This window comes from Streptomyces sp. NPDC048290 (assembly GCF_040652095.1).
Taxonomy (GTDB): Bacteria; Actinomycetota; Actinomycetes; order Streptomycetales; family Streptomycetaceae; genus Streptomyces.
This window is the reverse complement of record NZ_JBEZLM010000004.1, coordinates 19,194-43,610: the sequence shown is the minus strand read 5'-3', so window position 1 is coordinate 43,610 and position 24,417 is coordinate 19,194. Positions and strand designations below refer to the sequence as shown.

The following is a 24,417-nucleotide window of genomic DNA, read 5'->3' as shown; positions in this document are numbered from 1 at the left end:
CTGCCTTACCGTGCCCTCCGGTGAGGTACCCCATCCGCCTCACCGTGGCCTCCGGTGCTGTACCACCCTCACCGCACCGCACCGCACCGCACCTCACCGTCCCCTCCGGTACCCCACCAACCGTGCCGCCGACCCGATCGTCGCCCGTGCCTCCCGTTCCGACAGGCCCGTCGAGACCGCCGCGTCGATCAGCGACGGCAGCAGATCCTGGCCGATTCCGTTCTCGTACGCCCGGCAGGCCGCCCAGAACAGGCGGGTGTTGCGCTGTCCGGCGTGGGCCGCGGCGACGAAGTGGAGCAGGCCCAGTCCGCCGACCGCGCCGCTCCCGGACGGCGCCGCGTGGCGTGGTCGCGGTGGCAGCAGCAGCCGCAGCAGGGACGGCGGACACGGCGCCGGGGGCAGATGCGCGGTGCCCGGTGTGGTCGCGTACACGCCGAACTCGGTACGGGAGCCGGGGCCGACCAGGTAGCCGCCCGCGCCCCGGATGTCGATGCCGGGGGCCAGCCGTCCGGCGGAGTTGGGGATCACCATGTCCGGCGGGCCGCACAGCCACAGGTGCCGGCCGCCGGAGGGGGTGAGGACGACGACCGTCGGCGGGATGGTGAACAGATGCCGCAGCGCCAGTTCGCGCAGCGCGGCCGTCGAGTCGGTGCCCGACTTGGTGTCCAGGTCGATGCCGATGAGGTGGTGCGGGGACAGTCCGCAGGCGATGCCGTAGCCGGTGGCCCAGGGCGCGGCGGCGAACATCCGCCGGACGCGGGCCGGGTCGGTCGAGGCGTCGTAGACCCCGTGCCCGAGGCGTCCGCACGCACCGTGACAGGGGGCGGACGAGGTGGGCGTCGAGGACTCGCGGTGCGGGGACCGCAGTGCCGGCAGCTTCGTCCGGGACAGCGGGATGACCGCCAGACCGCGCTCCGCGGCTGACAGGGCGTATGCGAGGGCCAGTGTGCCGGCCTGCCGGTCGATGGTCGCCATGGCTCTATTTTCGTACGTCTGTTCGAGAAAGGGAAGAGGGGTCGAACGCGACGCGCCCGGCCGGTCGGCGGGGCCGGAAAAGTGCCGGAACGCTTCACCTCTTGTCCCGCTTGGGGCGTGCCGTGCCGAGTGTCCCGACCTGGGAGATGCGGGCAAGGAAAGGGTTTATCGACTTGTCATCACGCTTCAGGGGGAATAGGGGCTTCCGGTCTGGTTCGCCGGGGATTCGGTGGGCAACTCTGATCTCGCGACGTCGTGCACCACCCCGAGGCGGATGGCCAACTGCCTTGGAAACTGCCGTAGTTCACTCATCGCGGCTCACGAAGCCGGGTGTCCCCGTTCCGGAGGAAATACACATGGCAAGCATCCGTACCGCTCGCGTCATCGCCGTCGTCTCCGCCCTCCCGCTCGCCGCCGCGCTCCTCGCCGGTGTCGCGTCGGCCGACAACGGCGCTCTCGCGAACGACGGATCGAGCGCTACCGTCACGAACGCCATTCAGGGCAGCCTCGGCAGTGGCGTGGGCGGCGACAACAGCGGCAACTCGTCCACCACCCAGCAGCAGGCCATCGGCTCGGGCGCCTCGAACCAGAGCAACACAGCTCAGGTCGACGGCTCCGCGTTCACCGCGATCAACCAGGGCAACTCGAACGTCGCGGTCAACTTCACCCCGATCTTCTGGTGAGCCGAGGGGCGGCCGGTCCGGCCGACCGCCCCTCGACCTCCTGTGTGGGTGTGCTCTGTGGGGAAACAGCGTCCGCGCGGCGGTGCTTCGGCACCGCCGCGCAGGCGTGTCCGGGGCCGGTCCCGTCCAGGCGCCGACCTTGACAGCGGACGTCGTCTGACGGACAGTCAGAAACTCTTCCGTACGGCGATCCCCGCGCCCCGAAGGAGTACGTCCGTGACCGACGACGTCCGCGACGCGGACCCCGGCGCAGGACCGGGGCCGGACCCCGGCGCCCCCGCCGTCCCCATCGCCCCCGCTGTTCCTATCGCCCCCGCTTCCGGCGCTCCGGCTGTCGCCGTCGAAGACCTCCCCGCCCGTCTCACCGCCTACGAAGGTCTCCCCGCCGCCGTCGCCACCCCCGGCAAGGACCCCGTCAACCGCCCCATGATCCGGCACTGGTGCGAGGCCCTCGGCGACACCAACCCCGCCTACACCGGCCCCGACGCCGTCGCGCCGCCCACCATGCTCCAGGTCTGGACGATGGGCGGCCTCTCCGGGCACCCCGGCCGCGCGGCCCCGTTCGACGAACTCCTCGCCCTGCTCGACGCCGCGGGCTGCACCTCCGTGGTCGCCACGGACTGCGAGCAGGAGTATCCGCGCCCGCTGCGCCCCGGCGACGAGATCACCTTCGACACCGTGATCGAGTCCGTCACCGGCCCCAAGACCACCAGGCTCGGCACCGGGTACTTCGTCACCACCCGCACGGAGATCCGGACGACGGACGGCGCCCTCGCCGGAACCCACCGCTTCCGCATCCTCAAATACGCGCCCGCCTCCGCTCCCGCCCCCACCGCTCCCGTCCGCGCCCCCAAGCTCGCCCCCGTAACCCGCCCCCGTCGCCCCCGCCCCGTCGTCAACCGCGACAACGCGGACTTCTGGGACGGCGTCGCCCGCCGCGAACTGCTCTTCCAGCGCTGCGCCGCCTGCGCCGCCCCCCGCTTCCCCTGGCTGCCCGGCTGCGCCGACTGCGGCTCGCCCGACTGGACACCGGTCGCGGCCCGCGGCGACGGCACGGTCCACTCGTACGTCGTCATGCACCACCCGCCCTTCCCCGCCTTCGACCCGCCGTACGCGGTCGCCCTCGTCGAACTGGCGGAGGGCGTACGGATGGTGGCCAATGTGACGGGCGTGCCGTACGACAAGGTGCGGATCGGGATGGCGGTCCGGGTGGAGTTCCAGGCGTACGACGACGATCTGGTGCTGCCGGTCTTCCGGGCGGAGGCGGCGGCATGAGCCAGGACGACACTCAGGACGACGTCCAGGACGCCCGGCGGTACGCGCGGCCCGGGGCCGCCCTGCCGCCGCTGGAGATCCCGGTCACCCGCACGCTGATCGTCGCCGGGGCGCTGGCCTCCCGGGACTACCAGGACGTGCACCACGACCCGGTGCTCGCCCGGGAGAAGGGCGCCCCCGACATCTTCATGAACATCCTGACGACGAACGGGCTCGTCGGCCGGTACGTCACCGATCACTTCGGCCCGGCGGCCGTGCTGCGCAAGGTCACCATCCGGCTCGGCGCCCCCAACCATCCCGGCGACACCATGGTCCTGACCGGCCGCGTGGAGTCGGCCGACGGCACCGAGATCGTCGTACGGGTGATCGGGGACAACGGCATCGGACGGCATGTGACGGGCAGGGTCGCCCTCACCGTGCCGCCACCTCGACCGGAGGGCCCCGTGCCGCCACCTCACAGGGAGGGCCCGGCGTGAGCGGCGCCGGGAGCGGGCTCCGCGCGCGGGCCGCCGTCGTCGGCATCGGTGCCACCGAGTTCTCCAAGGACTCGGGGCGGAGCGAACTGCGGCTCGCCGCCGAGGCTGTGCGGGCGGCGCTGGACGACGCCGGGCTGACCCCCGCCGATGTCGACGGCATGGTCACCTTCACCATGGACACCAACCCCGAGATCACCGTCGCCCAGGCGTGCGGCATCGGGGAACTGGGCTTCTTCTCCCGGGTCCACTACGGGGGCGGCGCGGCCTGCGGCACGGTCCTCCAGGCCGCCCTCGCCATCGCGTCCGGCGTCGCCGAGACCGTCGTCTGCTACCGCGCCTTCAACGAGCGCTCCGGGCGCCGCTTCGGCTCCGGGGTGCAGGACCGCGAGCCGTCGGCGGAGGGCGCGGCGCTGGGCTGGATGATGCCGTACGGGCTGCTGACTCCGGCGTCGTGGGTGGCGATGGCGGCCCAGCGCTATCTGTTCACCTACGGGCTGACCCCCGAGGAGGCGTTCGGGCCGGTCGCGGTGGTCGCCCGCCGTCACGCGGCGACCAATCCGGCCGCGCACTTCCACGGCCGGCCCATCACCCTCGCCGACCATGCCGCCTCCCGCTGGATCGTGGAGCCGCTGCGGCTGCTGGACTGCTGTCAGGAGACGGACGGGGCGCAGGCGCTGGTCCTCACCTCCGTCGAACGCGCGCGCGATCTCCGTCGCCCCCCGGCGGTGGTCCTGGGCGCGGCGCAGGGCGCGGGCCGGGGCCAGGAGCAGATGACCGGCTTCCACCGGGGCGATCTGGCCGCCCTCCCGGAGGCCGCGGCGACCGCCCGCAGGCTCTGGCGCGCGACCGGCCTCGGCCCCGCCGACATCGACGTCGGCATCCTCTACGACCACTTCACACCGTTCGTGCTGATGCAGTTGGAGGAGTACGGATTCTGCGGACGCGGGGAGGCCGCCGGGTTCGTCACGGAGGGCCGGCTTCCGCTGAACACCCACGGCGGTCAGCTGGGGGAGGCGTACCTCCACGGTATGAACGGCATCGCGGAGGCGGTACGCCAGGTACGGGGTACGTCCGTGAACCAGGTGCCGGGCGCGGAGCGCGTGCTCGCGACGGCCGGTACGGGGGTGCCGACCTCGGCGGTGGTGCTGGGCAGTGACGGGTGAGGGTCCCCGGGTCCTGGTCCCTCCCCGGGCGCCGCCGCCCCCGCGGGGCCTTCCGGTGTCCCGGTCCCGCCGGGTCCGGCCCCGGGTCCCCCCGATCCCTTCCTGAGGGGAAACCCCCAGTACCCGTCCACCTCCACTCCACCTCTGGGAGGTGCCGCCAGCCCTACCCCTACAACCTGAGGGGGACTCGGCTTCGGCACCTCCGGGCGATCCGCGTGAGGGTGCCTCACTCCTAGCGTGGAGCCATGACCACACCCGTCTGCACCAGTGCTTCGGACGTCGCCCGGCGGCCCTCGCCGTATGCGGCCTACCCGTCGTTCGCGTCGTATGTGCGGGCGCGTCGGCCGGTGCTGCTGCGCACCGCCCGGTCGCTCACCGCCAACCCCAGTGACGCGGAGGACCTGCTGCAGACCGCGCTCACCAAGACCTATGTCGCCTGGGAGCGCATCGAGGACCACCGCGCGCTCGACGGCTATGTCCGCCGCGCCCTGGTGAACACGCGTACCTCGCAGTGGCGCAAGCGCCGGGTGGACGAGTTCTCCTGCGAGGAGTTGCCGGAGCCCGAGCCGGCGCCGTCCGGCGCCGACCCGGCCGAGCGGCAGGCGCTGCATGACGCGATGTGGCGGGCGATCATGAGACTGCCGGACCGCCAGCGCGCGATGGTCGTCCTCAGGTACTACGAGGATCTCAGCGAGGCCCAGACCGCCGAGGTGCTCGACGTCTCGATCGGCACGGTGAAGTCCGCGGTCTCCCGCGCCCTCGGCAAACTGAGAGAGGACCCGGAGCTGGAGCTGATCCGCTAGCCGGACGCGACGCCCGTGACGCCCGTGACGCCCGTGTGTCCGTGTGTCCGCCCCCGCCCCCGCCCGCCCCCTGTCGCCGCCGCGCGGCACCGCTTTCGCCGTAATTCACCGGTCCCATCGCGTTCTGTCCGGCGCCCCGAAGTGCCGACGGTGATCGATCATCGGACTGTGGCCAGGTTCTCCCCCGGTTCTAGTGACATACCGCGCGGTACGTGCGCAGAATCAACGCAAACGTTACCGCCGCGTAGGCAGAGTCGCCCCGGGAGGACGCCGTGCTGAGCACCATGCAGGACGTACCGCTGCTCATCTCCAGGATCTTGACCCATGGGTCAGCGATCCACGGCACATCGCAGGTGATCACCTGGACCGGCGAGCCGGAACCGCACCGCCGCTCCTTCGCCGAGATCGGCACCCGCGCCGCCCAGCTGGCGCACGCCCTGCGCGACGACCTCGGGGTGGACGACGACGAACGTGTCGCCACTCTGATGTGGAACAACGCCGAACACGTCGAGGCGTACTTCGCGATCCCCTCCATGGGCGCGATCCTGCACACCCTCAACCTCCGTCTGCCCCCCGAGCAGCTCATCTGGATCGTCCACCACGCCGCCGACCGCGTGGTCATAGCCAACGGCTCGCTGCTGCCGCTGCTGGCCCCGCTCCTCCCCCACCTCAAGACGGTGGAGCATGTCGTCGTCTCCGGCCCCGGCGACCGCACGGCCCTCACCGAGGCCGCCGCGGGCGCCAATGTGACGGTCCACGAGTACGAGGAGCTGCTCTCCGGCAAGCCGACCGCGTACGACTGGCCGGAGCTGGACGAGCGGCAGGCCGCCGCCATGTGCTACACCTCCGGCACCACCGGCGACCCCAAGGGCGTGGTCTACTCCCACCGCTCGGTCTATCTGCACTCCATGCAGGTCAACATGACCGAGTCGATGGGCCTCACCGACCAGGACACCTCGCTGGTCGTGGTCCCGCAGTTCCATGTGAACGCCTGGGGACTGCCCCACGCCACCTTCATGACCGGCGTCAACATGCTGATGCCGGACCGCTTCCTCCAGCCCGCCCCGCTCGCCGAGATGATCGAGCGCGAACGGCCGTCGCACGCCGCCGCGGTCCCCACCATCTGGCAGGGCCTGCTCGCCGAGCTGACCGCCCACCCCCGGGACGTCTCCTGTCTCACCCAGGTCACCATCGGCGGCTCCGCCTGTCCGCCCGCCCTGATGGAAGCCTTCGACCAGCTCGGTATGCGGGTCTGCCACGCCTGGGGCATGACCGAGACCAGCCCGCTGGGCACGGTGGCCCGGCCCCCGGCCCGCGCCGTCGGCACGGACGAGGAGTTCGCCTACCGCCTCACCCAGGGCCGCTTCCCGACCGGCGTCGAGGCCCGCCTCACCGGCCCCGGCGGCGAACGGCTCCCGTGGGACGGCCGGTCGGCGGGCGAACTGGAGGTCCGCGGCCCCTGGATAGCGGGCGCGTACTACAACGGGGCCGACGGCGCACCCCTGCGCCCCGAGGACAAGTTCACCGAGGACGGCTGGCTGAAGACCGGTGATGTCGGCACGATCAGCGCCGACGGCTTCCTCACCCTCACCGACCGCGCCAAGGACGTCATCAAGTCCGGCGGCGAGTGGATCTCGTCGGTGGAGCTGGAGAACGCGCTGATGGCCCACCCGGCGGTGGCCGAGGCCGCGGTCGTCGCCGTCCCCGACGAGAAGTGGGGCGAGCGCCCGCTCGCGACCGTCGTCCTGAAGGAGGGCGCGGAGGCGGACTTCCAGACGCTGCGCACCTTCCTCCAGGAGGAGGGCAAGATCGCGAAGTGGCAGCTGCCGGAGCGGTGGACGATCCTCCCGGCCGTCCCGAAGACCAGCGTCGGCAAGTTCGACAAGAAGGTCCTGCGCAGGCAGTACGCGGCGGGCGAGCTGGAGATCACCCAGCTCTGACGGCCGTGAGGGACAGGGGATGTACCGGGCCCGGAGCCCTTCGTACATCCCCTGTACCTGCATCCCCTGTACCTGTACCTGTACCTAGGCGGCGGAGCCGCCCCCCCCGCTGTCCGGCTAATTCGTGCCGATCCGCGCCAGCAGATCCACGATCCGGCTCTGCACCTCCGTACTGGTGGAGCGCTCGGCGAGGAAGAGGACGGTCTCGCCGGACGCCAGCCGGGGCAGGTCGGCCTGGTCGACGGCGGCCGTGTAGACCACCAGCGGAGTCCGGTTGAGCTGCCCGTTCGCGCGCAGCCAGTCCACGATCCCGGCCTGCCGCCGATGCACCTGCATCAGGTCCATCACCACCAGGTTCGGCCGGAACTGCCCGGCCAGCGCCACCGCGTCCGCGTCGCTCGCCGCCCGCGCCACCTGCATCGCCCGCCGCTCCAGCGTCGCCGTCAGCGCGAGCGCGATCTCCGCGTGCTCCTCGATCAGCAGCACCCGCGGCGGATGCTGCTCACTGTCCCGCGGCGCCAGCGCCTTCAGCAGTACGGCGGGGTCGGCGCCGTACGCCGCCTCGCGGGTCGCCTGTCCCAGCCCGGCCGTGACCATCACCGGCACTTCGGCGGCCACCGCCGCCGTACGCAGCGACTGGAGCGCGGTCCGGGTGATCGGCCCGGTCAGCGGGTCGACGAACAGCGCGGCCGGGAAGGCGGCGATCTGCGCGTCCACCTCCTCGCGCGAGTGCACGATCACCGGCCGGTAGCCGCGGTCGCTCAGCGCCTGCTGGGTGGAGACGTCCGGCGCGGGCCACACCAGCAGCCGCCGCGGATTGTCCAGCGGCTCGGGCGGCAGCTCGTCGTCCAGCCGCTGCGGACGCGGCGGATCGGCCACCTCGACGGCACCGCCGGGACCGTCCAGCGGCTCCGGCCCCTCGGCCGCGTTCTCGTCCGGCGCCCCTATGGCGTACGAGCGTCCCGCGCCCTCGGAGTTCTGCGCGAGCCGGGGCACGGGCGCCGGGACCGCCTGTTCGGCGGGCGGATGCGGACGGGCCTGCGGCTCGGCGCCGCCCCCGCCGCCCTCGGTACGGGTGCCCAGCTTGCGCCGCCGCCCGGAACCGGACGGCTGCTGCGGCGCCGGGGTGGCACCGGCACCCGGCGGCGGCTGCTGCGCCGGGACGACCGGCGCCGGGGCCTGCGGACGAGCCGGGGGAGACAACTGCGCGGGAGCGTGGGCATGAGCCTCGGCGTGCGCCGGGCCGGAGGAGGGCTGCCGTGCCGGAGCCTGCGCGGACGGCGCTTGCGGCTGCGGCGGCTGGGCCGGCTGGAGCTGCTGAGGCGACGGAGGCTGCTGCCCCGGTTGCCCTCCCGGCTGCCCCACCTGCTGGATCTGCGCGACCTGGCGGGTGAAGGGCACGCCCTGCCCCAGCGTCCGGACGCTTATGGCCCGCCCCTGCGTGGAGTCCGGATCGACCGGGACGCCGGACGCCTCGGCGGGCAGCGGCTGGGCGGCCCGGGGCTGCGCGGCGGCGGCCTCCGGGGGCAGCGGGGTGCCGGGCGCCGGGGTCGGATGCGGCTGCGCCGCCGACGGCTGCCGCGCGGAACCGCGGGTGTCCCCGGTGGTCGGCTCGGCGACGGGCTCGGCCATCGGCTCGATCGCGTGCGGCGGAGCGACATGCCGACGCCGCCGCCCGGTCGGCTGGCCCTCGGGCGCCCCGGCGGGATGCGGCTGCGGCGGTGTGTGGTCCTCGGCCTGGTCGTGCGGTACGGCGTCATGCCGACCCCGCCCGTCGGGAACCCCCTGCGCGGGCACCGGCACCGGCATCGACGCCGGGACCGGCATCCCGCCGGGCGCCACCGGCGCCTGCCGCGGTGCCTCCGGGCCGCGGTCCGCCTCGGCGGGCGGCAGCGCGAACACCGTACGGGGGGCCGCCTCCTGGGCCACCGCCCGTTCCTGCGCGGCGGCGAGCGCCCGGCGCCGCCGCCCGGACGGCTGGCCCTCGTCGTCCTCGCCCGGCTCGCCCGGCGCGGCTCCCGGTGCGGGAAGCGCGGGCGGCAGCGCGGCGGCCGGACGGCCCCCCGCCTGCCGGGCGAGCTGCCCCGCGGGCCCGACGGGCACGCCCTGCGGCGGTACGGCCGCGCCCAGCCCGGTGCGGGACGCGGCGGCCCCGGCCGCGTGCTCGGCGGCCGTGACGACGGCCCCCTGCGCGGCGACGGGCTCGATCGCGCCGACCGGCGGAACGGGCGCGAGCGGTGCGGTGGGGACGGCGGACGGCGCCCCGGGCGCACCCGGGGAAGTCGGCGAGGTCGGCGGGGCCGGCTCGGCGGGCCGCCCGCGCCGCCGCCCGGTGGGCGTGCCGCCGGTGCCGTCGTCCGGCCCCTGCGGAACCGCGTGCTGCTCGGGCTGCTGCTGGTGTGCCGCCTGCGGCAGCTGGGGCTGTTGCTGCTGGCCGTCCGCCGCCCGGCGCCGCCGTCGCCCGGTGGGCGCGGGCGCCTCGCCCTCGGCGCCCCCGGCCCCGGGCGCGACCTCGCTGTCCAGGAACGCGTCGACGGAGGACCGCCGGGCCCGCCGCCGCCCCCCGCCCGAACCCTGCTCACCGGGCTCGTCGCCCGGCCGCTCCCCGGCGACCGCCGGAAGCGCCACAGCCGCCGGGACGGGCGCCGCGACCGCCCCCGCGCCCCCTCCGATCGGCACCTCCAGCACGAACGCGCTGCCGCTCATGCCCGGTACCTCATGGGTCTGGAGCACCCCGCCGTGGGCGCGCACGATGCCGCGCACGATCGGCTCGTGCACCGGGTCGCCCCCGGCGTACGGCCCGCGCACCTCGATCCGTACGACCTCACCGCGCTGGGCCGCCGCGACGACGACCGTGTTGTCCATGTACCCGCCCGCCGAGACCGGCGAGTTGCCGGTGGCGTCGACCCCGGCGACATCGGCGACGAGATGCGCGAGCGCGGTGGCCAGCAGCACCGGATCGACCTCGGCCTCGATGGGCGGCGCGTGCACCGCGAACTGCACCCGCCCCGGCCCGATCAGCTCGACGGCCCCGTCGACCCCGGCGGCGACGACGGAGTCCAGCATCGCCTTCGTGCGGGCGACGGACTCGGTGCCGCTGTCCAGCCGCTGGTAGCCGAGGACGTTGTCGATGAGGGTGGTGATCCGCGAGTACCCGGCGGAGAGATGGTGCAGGACCTGGTTGGCCTCGGGCCAGAGCTGTCCGGCGTCGTCGGCGGCGAGTGCGGCGAGTTCGCGGCGCAGTTCGTCCAGCGGCCCGCGCAGCGACTCGGCGAGCAGCGTCAGGAGCTGTTCATGCCGCCCGGAGAGCGCCTCGTACCGGTCCTTCTCGCGCTCGGCGAGGGCCGCGTAACGGTCCTCACCGGCGGCCAGTTCCTCGGCGTGCGCCTCGCGCAGTTCCTCGATCTCGGTGATGTGCCGCTGGCGCAGCGCGGTGAGGTCGGAGGCGTGCTCCTCGGAGAGCCGCTCCAGCTCCTCGGCGTGCCGCTGCTCGACTCCGTCCTTCTCGGCGGCGAGCGAGTCGTAGGGCCGCCGGTCGGTGAACGCCATGACGGCGCCGACCAGCTGGTCCCCGTCCCGGACCGGCGCGGTGGTCAGATCGACCGCGACCCGCTCCCCGCCCTTGTTCCACAGCACCTGCCCGCGCACCCGGTGCTTGCGCCCGGAGCGCAGGGTGTCGGCGAGCGGCGACTCGTCGTAGGGGAAGGGGGAGCCGTCGGGGCGGGAGTGCAGGACGAGGGTGTGCAGCTCCTTGCCGCCCAGCTCACCGGCCCGGTAGCCGAGGATCTGCGCGGCGGCCGGGTTGACCAGGACGATCCGTCCGTCGGTGTCCGTGCCCACGACCCCCTCGGCGGCGGCCCGCAGGATCATCTCGGTCTGCCGCTGCGAACGCGCCAGCTCGGCCTCGGTGTCGACGGTCCCGGACAGATCCCGCACGACCAGCATCAGCAGCTCGTCGGAGGCGGAGGGGTAGCCGTACCCGTCGTACGCCTGCTGGCCGTTCTCCAGGTTGGCGCTGGTCACCTCGACGGGGAACTCGGTCCCGTCGGTGCGGCGGGCGATCATCCGGGTCGGTTTGGTGCGGGCCCGGGGGTCGATGTGGTCGGGGCGGCGCATGCTGCCCGGGATGAGTTTGGAGTCGAACTGCGGCAGCAGATCCAGCAGCCCGCGTCCGACGAGTGCGGTGCCCGGGGCTTCGAATGCCTCCAGCGCGATGGTGTTGGCGTTGACGACGGTCCCATTCGCGTTGACCAGCACCAACGCATCGGGCAGCGCGTCGAGTATCGCTGCGAGGCGAGCAGCGCCTCGGGATGGCCTGCTGCTCACGAGACGCTTCCTCCCTGTTACCGCACCTTGCCGACGGCTCGGGCCATCTTGCCAACCTGCCCGCGACGTGTCACGGGAGGGAGTCTAAGCGCTGGGGTCCCGCCGGCGGCGCCGGATGGGACAGAGGTCGCACAAGCCGGTGACGGCCGGTGGAGGTGCCCTGGGCATACCGTCGAGGCACCTCCACAGGTGGGCGCGGGTCCTGCCCCGAACCCTCACGTCCCGGGCGTGGCTCAGCCCCGAAGGTCGGGCAGCAGCGGTACGAGCCGGTTCCAGCGGTCGATCTCGCACCCGTTGGTGCGGTCGAAGCGGGCGTCGACCCGCCGCCCGGACCAGGTGCCGGTGACGTGGGCGGTGGCCGTACCGCCGTACACCATCGTGCAGGCGCTGCCCGCGGCGACCGCCGTGAAGGGGTCACGCCCCGTCGCCATCTCCCGCTCCACCGCGGCACACGCGCCGCGGACATCCGGGTGACTCCCCCCGTCCGGCGCGCACGAGACGTCGTACGACGTGACCCGGCCGTCGGCGTCCTCGACCACGACATCCAGCCGCCCACTCACGACCCGGTCCTCCAGCCGGACGGGCGGCGGCAGCGCGGGCGAGGAGGCGGAGGGGATGGCGGGGACGGCGGCGGAGACGGGCGCGACCCCGGAGAGAGAGGCGAGGACGAGCCCGGCGACGAGCAGGAGACGCCGGGAAGGGAGTCGGTAAGGGTGTCGGGACGGGAGTCGGGAAGGGGCTGCTGCGGAGGTGACCTGAGACATGACCTGATTAACGGTGGAGGGCTCGGGACGTTGCGCGACGCGGCCCGCCACGGCTCCTCGCCGCTCATCTCCGTACGCCTCCGTACGTCTCCGTACGCCTCTGCACGTCCTTCTGGACGGCCCTTCTGTACGGCCTTCTGTACGTCTTTCCGGGACCCGGCGACGAGCCTCATATCACCCCCGGGGACCCGCTCGGGAACGCCTTTGCCCTGCCGCCCACCTGCCTAGTACGGTGGGGGCGATTGGTGACACCACACTCGTCTGTGTCATCATCTGCACGCACCGTTCGCGCTCGCGCGAGCGGTTGTGCGGGAGGCGTCGCCTAGTCCGGTCTATGGCGCCGCACTGCTAATGCGGTTTGGGGCTTAAACCCCATCGAGGGTTCAAATCCCTCCGCCTCCGCACCATCGATCAGGGAGCCCGGCCATTCAGGCCGGGCTCCCTGATCCGTTTTCTCTGTCCGTGGGAAGGTCACCGGGCGGGCCGGGGTGACCGCGAGATCGTGGTGGTGCGGCCGGTCGAGGCGCAGGGTGCGTCGGCCGGGGTCGAGCCGGATCTGCGGTACGAGCGCGTGGAGCATGGGGCCTGGCCATCACGGTGGCCGCGGGACGACCCCTGTCCATGATCAGGGATCACCCGTACGAGCAGGGCTCGCGCATGCCCCTGAAACACCGTTTTCGCAGGTCATGCCGGGTGCGGGCAATGGATTTCACATGTCGGCGGCAGTCATGTAATGTTCTTCCTGTCGCCACGAGCGGCCCGAAAGGCGCCCGATGGAGACAGAAAACAGAACACAAGCACTCGTAGCTTAACGGATAGAGCATCTGACTACGGATCAGAAGGTTGCAGGTTCGAATCCTGCCGAGTGCACAGCAAGGTCAGAGGCCCTGTGGAGGAATCCACGGGGCCTCTGGTTTGTGCCGTGACGGCAGCGATTGACGGCAATCACGATGGGGCGCCGATCAGACGGCTGCCGGAACCATCGGCAGCGGGGGACTGACCAGGATGCCAAGACCGGACCACTCTGGATCGCCGTCCAGGCTGAGAGCTGGTCCGGTCTCTTGTTACGGCGTTCGCTGATATCGCGGCACGGGCGGAGAGTGGCCACCGTAGGTGGCGGCTGGGCTCACCATGAGTGCTCTCGGGCGGTTTCCCTGGCGGCGATGAGCCGAGCGAACTGGATCGAGTAAAGCTCGACTTGCGCCGGGGTGAGCACGAGCACCGTCTCGCTGGTGCCGCCGTCCTCGTGGTGGACGGTCACCGCCAGCGCGGCCTGCTGGGCGCGGTGGTCGTAGAGGGCGTCTCGGCGCATGGGTGTGATGTGAGTGACCGGGACCGGCACGGGGCGCAGAGTGGTCCCGTCCGCCCTGGCGCGCCAGTCCGCTCCTCCGCCGGGCGGACGCAGCTGGTACGACGCCGAGGTGTCGCTCGGCAGCGCGACGACCACGCCGATCGTTCCGCTCTTGGCGAGGTCGAGCGCCAGGTCGCCGAGGCGGGGATGGAATGGGGCGCCAGCGCTTAACTCTACGCCTGAGATGGGAAGTTGCTTCGCTGTTCGTTCTGCCATGCCCTGAAGCTAGGAATGTCTCCGGGGTCCCATATGAACCGCAGGAATATGGCCCCTATCCGTCGAGGCGGAAGCGGTCCGACATGCGGCGCAGCTTCTCGCGGGTGCTCGCTCGTTCCGCGTACACGATGCTGCGCAGGGTTGACCGGGCGATGGGGTGGTTGCGGACGAGCTGGGGGGCGATGCGCTCGGCCTTCTCCAGCTCCTTGAGCGCCTTGTCGCGGTTGCCGTCCCACAGCCAGGCGCGGCCCAGGTCCATGTGGTGGTGGCCTTGGCGGGAGTGGGGGAGCGACTCGATCAGCTCCTTGCTCGTGCGACGGTCTATCGACAGCGCCTCGCGTTGCTCATGCATCTCCAGGGCGACGCTGATCGCGTGGATCTGTACATTGCCCGGCGAGAAGGTCAGGCTGTGACGGTCATGGGCCAGAGGTTCGACGGCCTCCGCCATCCGCTCGGCCGCACCCCGCGCGTGCTGGATCCGGTCCTCCGCCTCCGCCTTGCGACCTGCCCTCGCCGCCGAGACGGCCGCACGCAGTTGCAGCGACCCCCACGCCCGCACGGCCAACGGTTCACCCCGGTCGTACTCCCGCTGCACACCGCGCATCGCCTTGTCCGACAGGGCGATGGAGTCGTCCCAGTCCGCGGTGGCCCACATGTCCCACATGCGCATCCAGTCGGCGACGGCGGGCATCACCGGGTCGCCCGACAGCCGTGCGGACCATGCGGCCCGTTCGCAGGCCATGGCGACCAGCTCCGGGTGTCCGAGCGCGTGGGCCGCGGTGTGGGTGAACTTGCAGCACACCGCGTAGATCGCGTACGCCTCTTCCCGCTCATGGCCCGTCGCCACCTCGGCCAGAGCGCGGGCCTCGCGGAACAGGTCGGGGAGCACCTGCATGATCGCGATGTTCGCGGCGGCATCGCGGAGGCGGTGCAGGCGGGTGGTCTCCTGCCACAGCTGACCGGCCGGGCGGGGCGCTCCGTCGAAGACGGGGGCCAGGTCGTAGCGGCGCAGCTCACGCAGGATCGCTGCGGCGGAGACCTGCCACTGATTCTCGGCCGGGGAGCTGGTGTACGGCCGTCCGATCAGGTCGTTCGGGTGGACGTGCAGTTCCGAGGCGAGCCGATTGAGCAGACCGACGCGATCGAGTTCGATCTGTCCGCGCTCCATCTTGGACACCCAGCCCTGTGTCTTTCCCAGGGCGGCGGCGAGGTCGGCCTGCGTCATGCCGAGTCGGAGCCTGGCCCGGCGCACGCGACGACCGATCTCTTCGGCTTCTTCCAGCATCAGCGCTCCCCCCTGGAGAAGAGGCGTCGACGATCCAGCGAGCGGCTAGGCATCGGGCTCCATCCGTCGGGACTTCTGCCTTTGACGGTACCGAGGCCGCGTGCCGTGTGGGGAGTGCACCAGGGCAGGGGTCCTGCGAGGCACGGCTGCGGTCACTCCTCGCACCGTTCAGCGGATCGCTTCGTCCATGAGCAGATACAGCAGACCGACGAGTGAGCCGCCGCTCACAATCTCCCGGCGGTCGATCATGCCCCGCACCTCCGAGAGGGGAATCCACTCGATGCGGTCGGACTCGTTCTTCTCCGTGGGCGGCCCGGTATAGGTGGCGTCGTCGACTCCATACCCGCGGCCCCTCTCACGATCGGTCTCCGGGGTCTCAGACCGATCAAGCGACGAACACGGGTTGAGGGTCTTTTCATGTCAGCCAGACGAGTTGCCGCTATGGTGCCGCGCCGGATGACGGCAGCCAGGGCGTACAGAACCTCCGCTCACACGGAGGAGTTTGTCGTGCCGTACGGCGGCGAAGTACTGCATCGATGTGTCGTCCGTACGAGAAGGGTGACCATGGCACGGACCGAGTACTACGACGACCCGGCGGCGCCGGAGCCGAACAGCTTGGTGGTCGCCGCGTCTGCCGTCGTCGCCGATGGTGAAGGGCGGGTGCTTCTTCAGCGTCGGCGGGACAGCGGTCTCTGGGCGCTGCCAGGTGGCGGTATGGAGATGACCGACTCGCTTCCGGGAACGGCCGTCCGTGAGGTGAAGGAGGAGACGGGGCTGGACGTGGAGATCACCGGGCTCGTCGGCACCTATACCGATCCTCGCCATGTCATCGCCTATGCGGATGGTGAGGTGCGTCGGCAGTTCAATGTGTGCTTCACCGCTCGTGTGGTCGGTGGGCGGCTCGCCATCTCGGAGGAGTCCACGGAGTTGCGGTTCGTCGCGCCGGGGGAGATGGAAGAGTTGCCCATGCATCACACGCAGCGGCTCCGAATCCGTCATTTCCTGGAGCGTCGGGAGCATCCCTTTATCGGCTGAGTGTGTTTCTCAGTTCCGGGCCGGTGCTCCCCGGCGTCAGGGTGTGGGGTCGGGCGGGCAGAACGCTGCCTCCAGGGTCTCGTATGCCGTTCTGTCCTGGTCGATCGTCGGGAACAGGGTCGTCGGGGTGTAGGAGAGGGTGACCTGGCGGGTGGCGTCGGGGGTGGTGAAGGCGAGGGTGGCGTAGCCGAAGATGCCGCCGCCGTGGCCGAAGACCGTGGTGCAGGAGAGTTGGGCACGTTCCAGGCCCAGGGCGTAGCCGCCCTTCGGGCCCAGGTCGATGAAGGTGGTCAGGGCGCGTTGCTGGGCGGGGCGCAGGAGGCGGCCCTCGGCGAGGGCGGCGTAGAAGCGGTTCAGGTCCTGGGCCGTGGTGATGAGGGAGCCTGCCGCGCCGGAGACCGTGACGTTTTGGGAAGTGATGTCGGTGGGGTGGTGGCCCGGGGGGATGACGTAGGAGTGGGCGTGGGGGGTCTTTGGCATGTGGGTCTTGCTGCCGGGGACGGACGTGCCTGTGAGGGACAGGGGGCGGATTATGCGGTGGGTTATCTCCTCGGCGTAGGTGTGGCCGGTGAGTTCTTCGATGAGGAGGCCCGCGAGGATGTAGTTGGTGTTGGAGTAGCGCCACTTCGTGCCCGGGGGGAAGGACGGGGGGTTGGCCGGGTCGGCTGCCTGTGCCACCAGGTCCTCGGGCCGCCAGTCGCGCCAGCGGTCCGTGCGGAGCCAGCGGGCCAGGATCGCCGGGTCGGTGAAGTCGTCCACCACGTCGGGGTCCTGGGTGTAGTCGAAGATGCCCGAGGTGTGGTTGAGGAGTTGGCGGACGGTGATGGCGTCGGCGTGGGGGAGGCCGGTGTCCGGGAGGTGGGTGGAGAGACGGTCGTCCAGGGTCAGGCGGCCCTCGCCCACCAGCTGGAGCAGCACCGTCGCCGTGAACGACTTCGTGACGCTGCCCGTGCGGAAGGTGCCCGTGGGGGAGACGGGGGCGGGGCCCGGGAGCCGGGCCGTACCGGATGTGTCCCGCAGGGCGACCCGGTTGTTGTCCCTGATCTGGATCAGGGCTGACGTCGCTCCCTGGGAGACCAAGGTGTCCAGGTGGCTCTGGATCGGAGTCGGGGTCGGAGTCTTGGGCGCTGCTGTGGCTGTCGTCCCTGCCGTCCCTGCCGTCAGGAGTGCGGCTGTTGCCGTCAGGGTGGCCAGGCGGGTTCTGGTGCGGGTGGGCATGTGGTCTCCGAGGGGGGGAGTGAGGGCTTGGTGGTTGCATCCTCGGAGGGGTGGGTTTCTGGGGCGTCAGACCAGGGGGGCATCTGTCCCGGGTGAGTCCCTGATGTCTCCGCCCTGAGTTTTGTCAGGGGGCGGGGCTACGCGCCCCAGAGGCGTAGGTGGTCCCGTAGTTGGCGGGCCACCTGGCCCATCACCGCGTCCACCCCTGGCTGGTGGCCCGCCGCCACCTGGGACTCCGTCAGGGCCACCACCGCGTAGCGGTGGCCGTCGGTGTGTTCCACCACGCCCGCCTCGTGGCGGAGGTTGAGCAGGGTGCCGGTCTTCGAGGACCAGGTGGCGGCGTCCGAGGCGAAGTCGGGGGCGAGGCGGTGGCGGAGGACGTTCGCGGCGAGCAGGGTCCGGGTGGCCGTGGCCACCTCGGGCGGGAGGGTCGGGTGCCAGATCGCTTCGAGCAGATCGGCGAACGCCCTCGCCGTACCCGTGTTCGCGTGTGAGATGTCCAGTTGGGGGACGCGGTGGCCGCGTCCCGGGGTGCCGGCGTCGATGGCCAGGGCGTGGGCGAGATGGACATCGGAGGCGGCGAAGCGTTCCGCGGGAGTGTCGGTCAGCTCGTCCATGGTGTGGCGTACGGCGATCCCGGTCACCCCGAGGTCCGCCAGGATCGCCGCCACCCGGGCGGGCGGGGTGAGGGTGAACAGGGCGTCGGCGGCGACGCTGTCGCTGACGCAGGTGCTCAGATAGACCAGGTCCTCCACCGCGATCCGCGCCGGGTGGCGGAATCGGCTCATCCCGGTCGGGCCCGGGGTCGTCATCCGGCCCGGCTGCACCTCGACCGGCATCGCCGGGTCCAGTTCGCCCCGCCGCGCCCGCTCCAGGGTGGCCAGCGCGAGTGGGACCTTCACCAGGGACGCCACCGGGAACTCGACGTCCGGGTCGATCCCCACCTCCTCCCCCGTGTCCAGGTCCCTGACCAGGAACGAACCGTGCAGTCCGGTCTCGCGCAGTGTCCCGCGAAGCTCTGTCAGCAGGGCGGCTGTGGTGGTCGTCGTCGTCATATGCGGTCCTCCTTCGCGGGGTGGTGGGGGTGGGGTGTGGGTGTGGGTGTGCCTCTGCGGCGGGGCGGCTCCGGGCGGGGGGAGCCGGGGAGCGTGGAGTCCGGGCGGGGGACGTCCGGGCGGGGGACGTCTGGGCGGGCGGAGTTCGGGCGGGGGACGTCTGGGCGGGTGGCGTCCGGGCGGGCGGAGTTCGGGCGCGCGTGATCCGGACGCGCGTGATCCAGTCGCGCGTACTCCGCTCCCACGCACTCCCCCAGTGCCCGTCCGCATCCCCGTCGGAGGCGTTCCGTCGTCTCGGGGGGTGTGTCCTCCGCGGCGATCAGCGCGTATCCGCGGGTCAGGCCCGGGGGCGCGGCCAGTTCGCCGATCTCGCGCCAGGGCAGGCCGAGCGCCTCCGCCTGGTCCGGGGCGCACAGCAGGGCGTCCCCCGTGCCGGACAGCACCTCGGCCGCCGCCGCGGCCAGACCGTCGGCGACCGCCAGCTGCGACGGGCGCAGGCCCAGCGCGTCCCGCAGCCGGGTCAGCCGGTCGCGTACATGCGGTACGTCGTCCTCCGGCTGGAGCCAGACCCGGCGTGGGCGGCGGGCCGCGTCCGCGCGCCCCGGGCGCAAGGTGTCCAGGTAGACCGGGCCCGCGCCCGGCGGAGCGGTCATCGCGAGACCGAGCGGTACGGTCCAGGCCGCCGCGTCCGGCGCCACCGCCAGCAGCGCCGCCCGCACCTCGCGCGAACCGACCAGTTCGGCCCGTTCGGCGGGGCCCGCCGGGCGGGGTTCCAGGGGGACGCCCTCGCGGTGCGCGGCGGCGATCAGCCGGGCCAGCGCCCCGGTCGGGCAGTCGCGTGGCACCGCCAGCCGCAGCGGCCGGTGCCGGGCGGCCTCCGCCTCGTGCTCCAGCCGGTCGCCGAGCCGGACGAGCTGACGGGCCAGCGGCAGTACCTCACGGCCGAACGGGGTCAGCGTCACCGTACGGGACGACCTCGCCAGCAGACGGTCGCCCAGGTGGCGTTCCAGCGCGGCGACGCGGCGGCTGGCCACGGACTGCGCCATACGGGCCGCCGCCGCGCCCGCCGTGAAACTGCCGTACTCGCTCACATGGACGAACGCACGGCATGCCCCCAGGAGATCCACAGCTCTCACTATGCCAAACCCCGGCCAGGGAGAATCTGTGGCCGATCCATGCCGAATCGGCATCGGTTCGCGCGGGGGCGTCTTGGACCGCAGGGGCGGGCGCGGGTCAGGGTGAGGGTCGGTAGGCGGTCCCGGCCTGGGGATTCGGCCTCGGCGCGGTGTGCCGTCGTGGGTCGCCGCCGTACCTCGCGGCGGGTCGTCGCCGTGTTTCGCTGACTGGAGGCCATGCCATGACGTCGTATGTGCAGAGGGTTCGCCGGGGTGCCGCCGCCGCGGCCGGGGTGCTCGTGCTCGCCGCGCTGCCCGCCTGCGCCCAGGGGGAGCAGGGCGAGCGGAAGTCTCCGGCGGGGGCGCCGGCCGCCGCCGGGAGCCTGCCGCAGCAGCCGGACGCCAAGAGCGTCAAACGGGACTTCCAGGCGCTGGAGAAGGAGTTCGACGCCCGGATCGGGGTCTACGCCCTCGACACCGGGACCGGGCGGACCGTCGGGCACCGGCCGGACGAGCGGTTCGCCTACGCCTCCACCTTCAAGGCGCTGGCCGCCGGAGCCGTGCTGCGCAAGTACGGGGTGGACGGGATGGACAAGGTGATCCGCTACTCCAAGGAGGACATCGTCGCCAACTCGCCCATCTCCGAAGCCTTCGTCGACACCGGGATGAGTCTGCGCGAACTGTGCGCGGCCACCGTCTGGTACAGCGACAACACCGCCGTCAACCTGCTCCTGGAGGACCTCGGCGGACCCGACGCCCTCCAGGCCGTGCTCGCCGAGTTCGGCGACGACGTGACGCAGATGGACCGCTACGAGCCCGACATGAGCGAGGGCAGGCCGGGGGACGTACGGGACACCAGCACGCCTCGCGCGCTGACCGGCAGCCTGCGGGCGATGCTGCTCGGCGACGCCCTCAAGCGCGACGAACGGGACCTGCTCGCCACCTGGATGCGGACCAACACCACCGGCGAGACCCTGATCGCCGCCGGGACGCCGGACGGCTGGACCGTCGCCGACAAGAGCGGTACGGCGGGCTACGGCGGGCGCAACGACATCGCCGTGCTGTGGCCCGAGAACGGCGGCAACCCGGTTCTGCTGTCCGTGCTCACCACGCGGGACAAGCTGAACGCGGAGCGCCGGGACGAGGTGGTCGCGAAGGCGGCGGCGGTGGCGTTGAAGGGGCTCGGGCGGGGCTGACGCCCCGGTCCCGGTTTCCGGTTTCGGTTCCGGCCGGTTCAAGGGGACTGTCAGTGCCGCGTCCTACCCTTCGAGGTCATGGACGGGCAATGGCGTTGTTCCGGGCTGCGGTGGTCCGCGCGGGGTCCCGAACTGGAGTGGGACGGGGGGCGGCGGTCCCCGCTGACCTGGGGGAAAAGGGTCGCCTTCGGAGTCGGCGGCGGGCTGGGCGGCGGGGTCGGCGGCCAGGTCGGCGGTGGGCGGACGGGCCGCGCGTGCGTGGGCGCGCGCGGAAACCCCTGTCCGCTGCGCGCCCCGGTGCCGGGTCGGAGCACGGGCGCCCGGTGTGAGGAGTGCGCGCGGCTGGACCGGGCGCATTCGGTGGCCGCCGACACCCTCGCCGACGACCCCCGGCCGTACCACGTGTATCTGGCGTGGTTCGGACCCGGTCTGACCAAGGTCGGGATCACCGCCGTGGAGCGGGGCCCGACGCGGCTGCTGGAGCAGGGCGCGGTCTGTTTCAGCTGGCTCGGCGCCGGGCCGCTGATGTCCGCGCGCCGGGCCGAGGAGCTGCTGCGGGCGGCGCTGGGCGTGCCGGACCGGATTCCGTACGCCGACAAGCGGGCGGTGCGGTCGGCGCTGCCGGTGACCGGGGCGGAGCGGTCGGCGGAGATCGCGGAGCTGCATGGGCGGGCGGTGGCGCTGGGCGGCTGGCCGGAGGCGCTGAGACGGGCACCGCTGCGGGTCGTGGACCACACCGGGGTGTTCGGGCTCGCGGGGCTGCCGGACGCCTTCGGCGAGGTGCGGGAGCTGGTGGCGGGCGGGGTGGTCGGCGGGGAGCTGGTGGCCGCCGCCGGGCCGGACCTCCATCTGCGGACGGGGACGGGGACGGGGAAGGGGGTGGGCGCGGGCGCGGGGGAGCGGGTCGTCGTCCTGGACACTCGGCTCATGCGGGGCTGGGCGCTGACGCCCCTCCCCGCCGGGATCGCCGCTGCGGGCGGGGACAAGGGCGAGGGCGGGGACGAGCTGGCCGTTCCCGTACGGGAGTACCCCCGTGAGGAGCACCAGCAGGACGGCCTCTTCTGAACGGAGGAACCCCCAACCCCCACCCCAGCCCCCACCTCAACCCACCTCCCCGTTTCTCAGAAAAATCACAGGTTGTGGAAAGGGCCCTCTAAGAGGCCCCGGACAGGGTGTCCCGTATGACCACGACCTCGCCCCAGGGGCGCACCGAACTGCTCAGGCCGGACGGGAGCCCCGTCCGCGTGCTCGTGGTGGACGACGAGCAGTCGATCACCGAACTGCTGTCCATGGCCCTGCGCTACGAGGGCTGGCAGATCCGGAGTTCGGGGGACGGCCAGGGCGCCGTGCAGACCGCGCGGGAGTTCCGCCCCGACGCCGTCGTCCTGGACATGATGCTGCCCGACATGGACGGGCTCACCGTCCTGGGGCGGCTGCGCCGCGAACTGCCGGACGTACCCGTGCTGTTCCTGACCGCGAAGGACGCGGTGGAGGACCGGATCGCCGGGCTCACCGCGGGCGGGGACGACTATGTCACCAAGCCGTTCAGCCTGGAGGAGGTCGTCGCCCGGCTGCGCGGGCTGATCCGCCGCTCCGGCGCCGCCGACCGCCGCTCCGAGTCCGTGCTGGTCGTCGGCGATCTCACGCTGGACGAGGACAGCCATGAGGTGACCCGGGCCGGGCGGAGCATCCATCTGACCGCCACCGAGTTCGAGCTGCTGCGCTTCCTGATGCGCAATCCGCGCCGGGTGCTCAGCAAGGCGCAGATACTCGACCGGGTCTGGTCCTACGACTTCGGCGGCCAGGCCAACGTCGTCGAGCTGTACATCTCCTATCTGCGGCGGAAGATCGACGCCGGGCGCGAGCCGATGATCCACACCCGGCGCGGCGCCGGTTATCTGATCAAGCCCGCCGCCTCATGACCCCTTGGCGACGGCCGCTTCCGCGGCGGCGGCCGAGAGGCCGGCCACGTACCCTGCGGACCCGGCTGGTCGTCGCCTCGGTGGTGCTGATCGCCGTGGTCTGCGCGGTGATCGGGACCGTCACCACCCTCGCCCTGCGCTCCCATCTCTATGCCGAGCTGGACAAGCGGCTCATGGAGTCCGTGCAGCGGGCGGCCGGTCCGGGACCGTACGCCGACCAGCCCGGCAAGGCAGACAAGACAGATAAGGCGGACAAGAAGGACCCCACCGATCTCGGTGACTTCGTCACGCGCGGCCCGCAGCCGCAGGGCACCATCGGCGCCGAACTGATCGGGGGCACGGTCGTCGCCGCGAAGGTCGGCGAGCGCTCCGCCGACTACACCCTGCCCGTGGATCTCGACCAGCGGCAGACCGACGCCCTCGCCGCTGTCCCGCGCGACGGCGACCCGCACACCGCGGAGATCCCCGGACTCGGCGGGTACCGGGTCCAGTTCGGCAGCTCGGCGGACGGCGTCCGGGACTACTACGTGGCCCTGCCCACCACGGACGTCAACACCACCCTGCGCACCCTGCTGCTGATCGAGATCAGCGTCACCGCCGCCGGACTGATCGCCGCCTCGCTGGCCGGGGCGGTGATCGTCAATGTCGCCACCCGCCCGCTGCGCAGGGTCGCCGCCACCGCCACCCGGGTGTCCGAACTGCCCCTGCACAGCGGCGAGGTGAACCTCGACGAGCGGGTCCCGAAGTCCGAGACCGACCCCTACACCGAGGTCGGCCAGGTCGGACTGGCCCTCAACCGGCTCCTCGACCATGTGCACGGGGCCCTGCACTCCCGGCAGCAGAGCGAGACCCGGGTCCGGCAGTTCGTCGCCGACGCCAGCCATGAGCTGCGTACCCCGCTGGCGTCGATCCGCGGGTACGCCGAGCTGACCCGGCGCGGCCGGGAGGAGATCGGCCCCGACACCCGGCACGCGCTGTGCCGGATCGAGTCCGAGGCCGGGCGGATGTCGCTGCTGGTGGAGGATCTGCTGCTGCTGGCCCGCCTGGACGCGGGCCGTCCGCTCCAGTTCGAGGAGACCGATCTCGTCCCGCTGGTCGTGGACACGGTGAGCGACGCGCGGGCCGCCGGGCCGGACCACAAGTGGCGGCTGGCGCTGCCCGACGAACCGGCGACGGTGTGGGCCGACGCCACCCGGCTCCAGCAGGTGCTGGTCAATCTGCTGGGCAACGCCCGCGCCCACACCCCGCCCGGCACCACCGTCACCGCCCGCGTGCGGCGCAGCGGTCCCTGGCTCTGTGTGGACGTGTGCGACGACGGCCCCGGCATCCCGGCCGATCTGGTGCCACGGGTCTTCGAACGGTTCGCGCGGGGCGACTCCGCGCGGACCCGGGCGACCGGTTCGACCGGGCTGGGGCTCGCCATCGTGGAGGCCGTGGCGACCGCGCACGGCGGTGCGGTGAGCGTCGACAGCAGGCCGGGGCACACCGCGTTCACGCTCCATCTGCCCGCGCTGCCCACCGCGTTCACCCTGCATCCGCCCGCCGTGCCCACCGCCCCGGACGGATCGCCGCAGCACGCGATGGACCGGCGACAGCACTCATAGCCACGGCACAGTGCC

19 protein-coding genes, 2 tRNA genes and 1 pseudogene are annotated in these 24,417 nt (G+C 72.5%); 13 read left to right on the top strand and 9 right to left on the bottom strand.

What is annotated here, in order from left to right; all coding sequences use genetic code 11:
- Positions 1-93: 93 nt before the first annotated feature.
- The gene (locus tag AB0D49_RS07345) at positions 94-975 is read right to left on the bottom strand and encodes a bifunctional DNA primase/polymerase (RefSeq protein ID WP_362752249.1); all 882 of its coding nucleotides are present in this window, start codon (positions 973-975) and stop codon (positions 94-96) included.
- 356 nt (positions 976-1,331) lie between these two features.
- Here AB0D49_RS07345 and AB0D49_RS07340 point away from each other — a divergent pair, with 356 nt between their 5' ends.
- The 6 genes from AB0D49_RS07340 (at position 1,332) to AB0D49_RS07315 (ending at position 7,315) form a co-directional block, all read left to right on the top strand.
- Positions 1,332-1,658: a hypothetical protein gene (locus tag AB0D49_RS07340; RefSeq protein WP_362752246.1), complete on the top strand. Its 327-nt coding sequence runs from the start codon at positions 1,332-1,334 to the stop codon at positions 1,656-1,658.
- A gap of 306 nt (positions 1,659-1,964) precedes the next feature.
- Positions 1,965-2,933 (top strand): OB-fold domain-containing protein, encoded by a 969-nt coding sequence (locus AB0D49_RS07335; RefSeq protein ID WP_362753394.1) that lies wholly within the window; start codon positions 1,965-1,967, stop codon positions 2,931-2,933.
- Positions 2,930-3,409, top strand: a complete 480-nt coding sequence (locus tag AB0D49_RS07330) for a MaoC/PaaZ C-terminal domain-containing protein (protein WP_362752243.1) — start codon at positions 2,930-2,932, stop codon at positions 3,407-3,409. The genes AB0D49_RS07335 and AB0D49_RS07330 overlap by 4 nt, the downstream gene beginning before the upstream one ends.
- Positions 3,406-4,572, top strand: coding sequence for a lipid-transfer protein (locus tag AB0D49_RS07325; protein ID WP_362752240.1), 1,167 nt, complete (start codon positions 3,406-3,408; stop codon positions 4,570-4,572). The genes AB0D49_RS07330 and AB0D49_RS07325 overlap by 4 nt, the downstream gene beginning before the upstream one ends.
- 245 nt (positions 4,573-4,817) lie before the next feature.
- Entirely contained in the window at positions 4,818-5,375 is a 558-nt protein-coding gene (locus AB0D49_RS07320) for a SigE family RNA polymerase sigma factor (RefSeq protein WP_362752236.1), read from the top strand.
- 284 nt (positions 5,376-5,659) lie between these two features.
- Positions 5,660-7,315: a long-chain fatty acid--CoA ligase gene (locus AB0D49_RS07315; protein ID WP_362753391.1), complete on the top strand. Its 1,656-nt coding sequence runs from the start codon at positions 5,660-5,662 to the stop codon at positions 7,313-7,315.
- A 117-nt stretch (positions 7,316-7,432) separates the two neighbouring features.
- Here AB0D49_RS07315 and AB0D49_RS07310 read toward each other — a convergent pair whose 3' ends face one another.
- Both AB0D49_RS07310 and AB0D49_RS07305 read right to left on the bottom strand, forming a co-directional pair.
- Positions 7,433-11,641, bottom strand: coding sequence for a PAS domain-containing protein (locus AB0D49_RS07310; RefSeq protein ID WP_362752233.1), 4,209 nt, complete (start codon positions 11,639-11,641; stop codon positions 7,433-7,435).
- A 233-nt stretch (positions 11,642-11,874) separates the two neighbouring features.
- On the bottom strand, positions 11,875-12,405 hold the full coding sequence (locus AB0D49_RS07305) for an SSI family serine proteinase inhibitor (RefSeq protein ID WP_362752230.1): 531 nt from the start codon (positions 12,403-12,405) through the stop codon (positions 11,875-11,877).
- Positions 12,406-12,716: 311 nt separating this feature from the next.
- Here AB0D49_RS07305 and AB0D49_RS07300 point away from each other — a divergent pair.
- Together AB0D49_RS07300 and AB0D49_RS07295 are read left to right on the top strand one after the other, a co-directional pair.
- Positions 12,717-12,807, top strand: a tRNA-Ser gene (locus AB0D49_RS07300).
- Positions 12,808-13,202: 395 nt separating this feature from the next.
- Positions 13,203-13,275, top strand: a tRNA-Arg gene (locus tag AB0D49_RS07295).
- 256 nt (positions 13,276-13,531) lie between these two features.
- Here the strand turns inward: AB0D49_RS07295 and AB0D49_RS07290 are convergent.
- The 3 genes and pseudogenes from AB0D49_RS07290 to AB0D49_RS07280 all read right to left on the bottom strand — a co-directional run.
- A complete protein-coding gene (locus AB0D49_RS07290) occupies positions 13,532-13,972 on the bottom strand; it encodes a hypothetical protein (RefSeq protein WP_362752227.1) in 441 nt (146 codons plus the stop codon).
- 55 nt (positions 13,973-14,027) lie between these two features.
- The gene (locus AB0D49_RS07285; protein ID WP_362752224.1) at positions 14,028-15,257 is read right to left on the bottom strand and encodes a helix-turn-helix transcriptional regulator; all 1,230 of its coding nucleotides are present in this window, start codon (positions 15,255-15,257) and stop codon (positions 14,028-14,030) included.
- Between the two features lie 168 nt (positions 15,258-15,425).
- Positions 15,426-15,584, bottom strand: a pseudogene (locus AB0D49_RS07280) (NUDIX hydrolase); the annotation flags it as partial.
- A 237-nt stretch (positions 15,585-15,821) separates the two neighbouring features.
- On the opposite strand from AB0D49_RS07280, the gene AB0D49_RS07275 reads away from it, so the two are divergent.
- Positions 15,822-16,292, top strand: coding sequence for an NUDIX domain-containing protein (locus AB0D49_RS07275; RefSeq protein ID WP_362752222.1), 471 nt, complete (start codon positions 15,822-15,824; stop codon positions 16,290-16,292).
- 36 nt (positions 16,293-16,328) lie between these two features.
- Here the strand turns inward: AB0D49_RS07275 and AB0D49_RS07270 are convergent, their stop codons facing one another.
- From AB0D49_RS07270 to AB0D49_RS07260, 3 genes are all read right to left on the bottom strand, one after another.
- On the bottom strand, positions 16,329-17,510 hold the full coding sequence (locus tag AB0D49_RS07270; RefSeq protein ID WP_362752219.1) for a serine hydrolase domain-containing protein: 1,182 nt from the start codon (positions 17,508-17,510) through the stop codon (positions 16,329-16,331).
- Between the two features lie 137 nt (positions 17,511-17,647).
- Entirely contained in the window at positions 17,648-18,565 is a 918-nt protein-coding gene (locus tag AB0D49_RS07265) for a serine hydrolase (RefSeq protein WP_362752215.1), read from the bottom strand.
- On the bottom strand, positions 18,562-19,692 hold the full coding sequence (locus tag AB0D49_RS07260) for a LysR family transcriptional regulator (protein ID WP_362752211.1): 1,131 nt from the start codon (positions 19,690-19,692) through the stop codon (positions 18,562-18,564). Before AB0D49_RS07260 ends, AB0D49_RS07265 begins: the two co-directional genes overlap by 4 nt.
- Positions 19,693-19,922: 230 nt before the next feature.
- Between AB0D49_RS07260 and bla the strand changes: the two genes are divergently transcribed.
- The 4 genes from bla to AB0D49_RS07240 all read left to right on the top strand — a co-directional run bounded on the left by bla (position 19,923) and on the right by AB0D49_RS07240 (position 24,402).
- Positions 19,923-20,876 (top strand): class A beta-lactamase, encoded by a 954-nt coding sequence (bla, locus tag AB0D49_RS07255; RefSeq protein ID WP_362752208.1) that lies wholly within the window; start codon positions 19,923-19,925, stop codon positions 20,874-20,876.
- A 78-nt stretch (positions 20,877-20,954) separates the two neighbouring features.
- Positions 20,955-21,941 (top strand): DUF2797 domain-containing protein, encoded by a 987-nt coding sequence (locus tag AB0D49_RS07250; protein WP_362752206.1) that lies wholly within the window; start codon positions 20,955-20,957, stop codon positions 21,939-21,941.
- Positions 21,942-22,057: 116 nt separating this feature from the next.
- Entirely contained in the window at positions 22,058-22,798 is a 741-nt protein-coding gene (locus AB0D49_RS07245; protein ID WP_362752204.1) for a response regulator transcription factor, read from the top strand.
- A complete protein-coding gene (locus tag AB0D49_RS07240) occupies positions 22,795-24,402 on the top strand; it encodes a HAMP domain-containing sensor histidine kinase (protein ID WP_362752201.1) in 1,608 nt (535 codons plus the stop codon). The genes AB0D49_RS07245 and AB0D49_RS07240 overlap by 4 nt, the downstream gene beginning before the upstream one ends.
- Positions 24,403-24,417 lie beyond the last annotated feature (15 nt).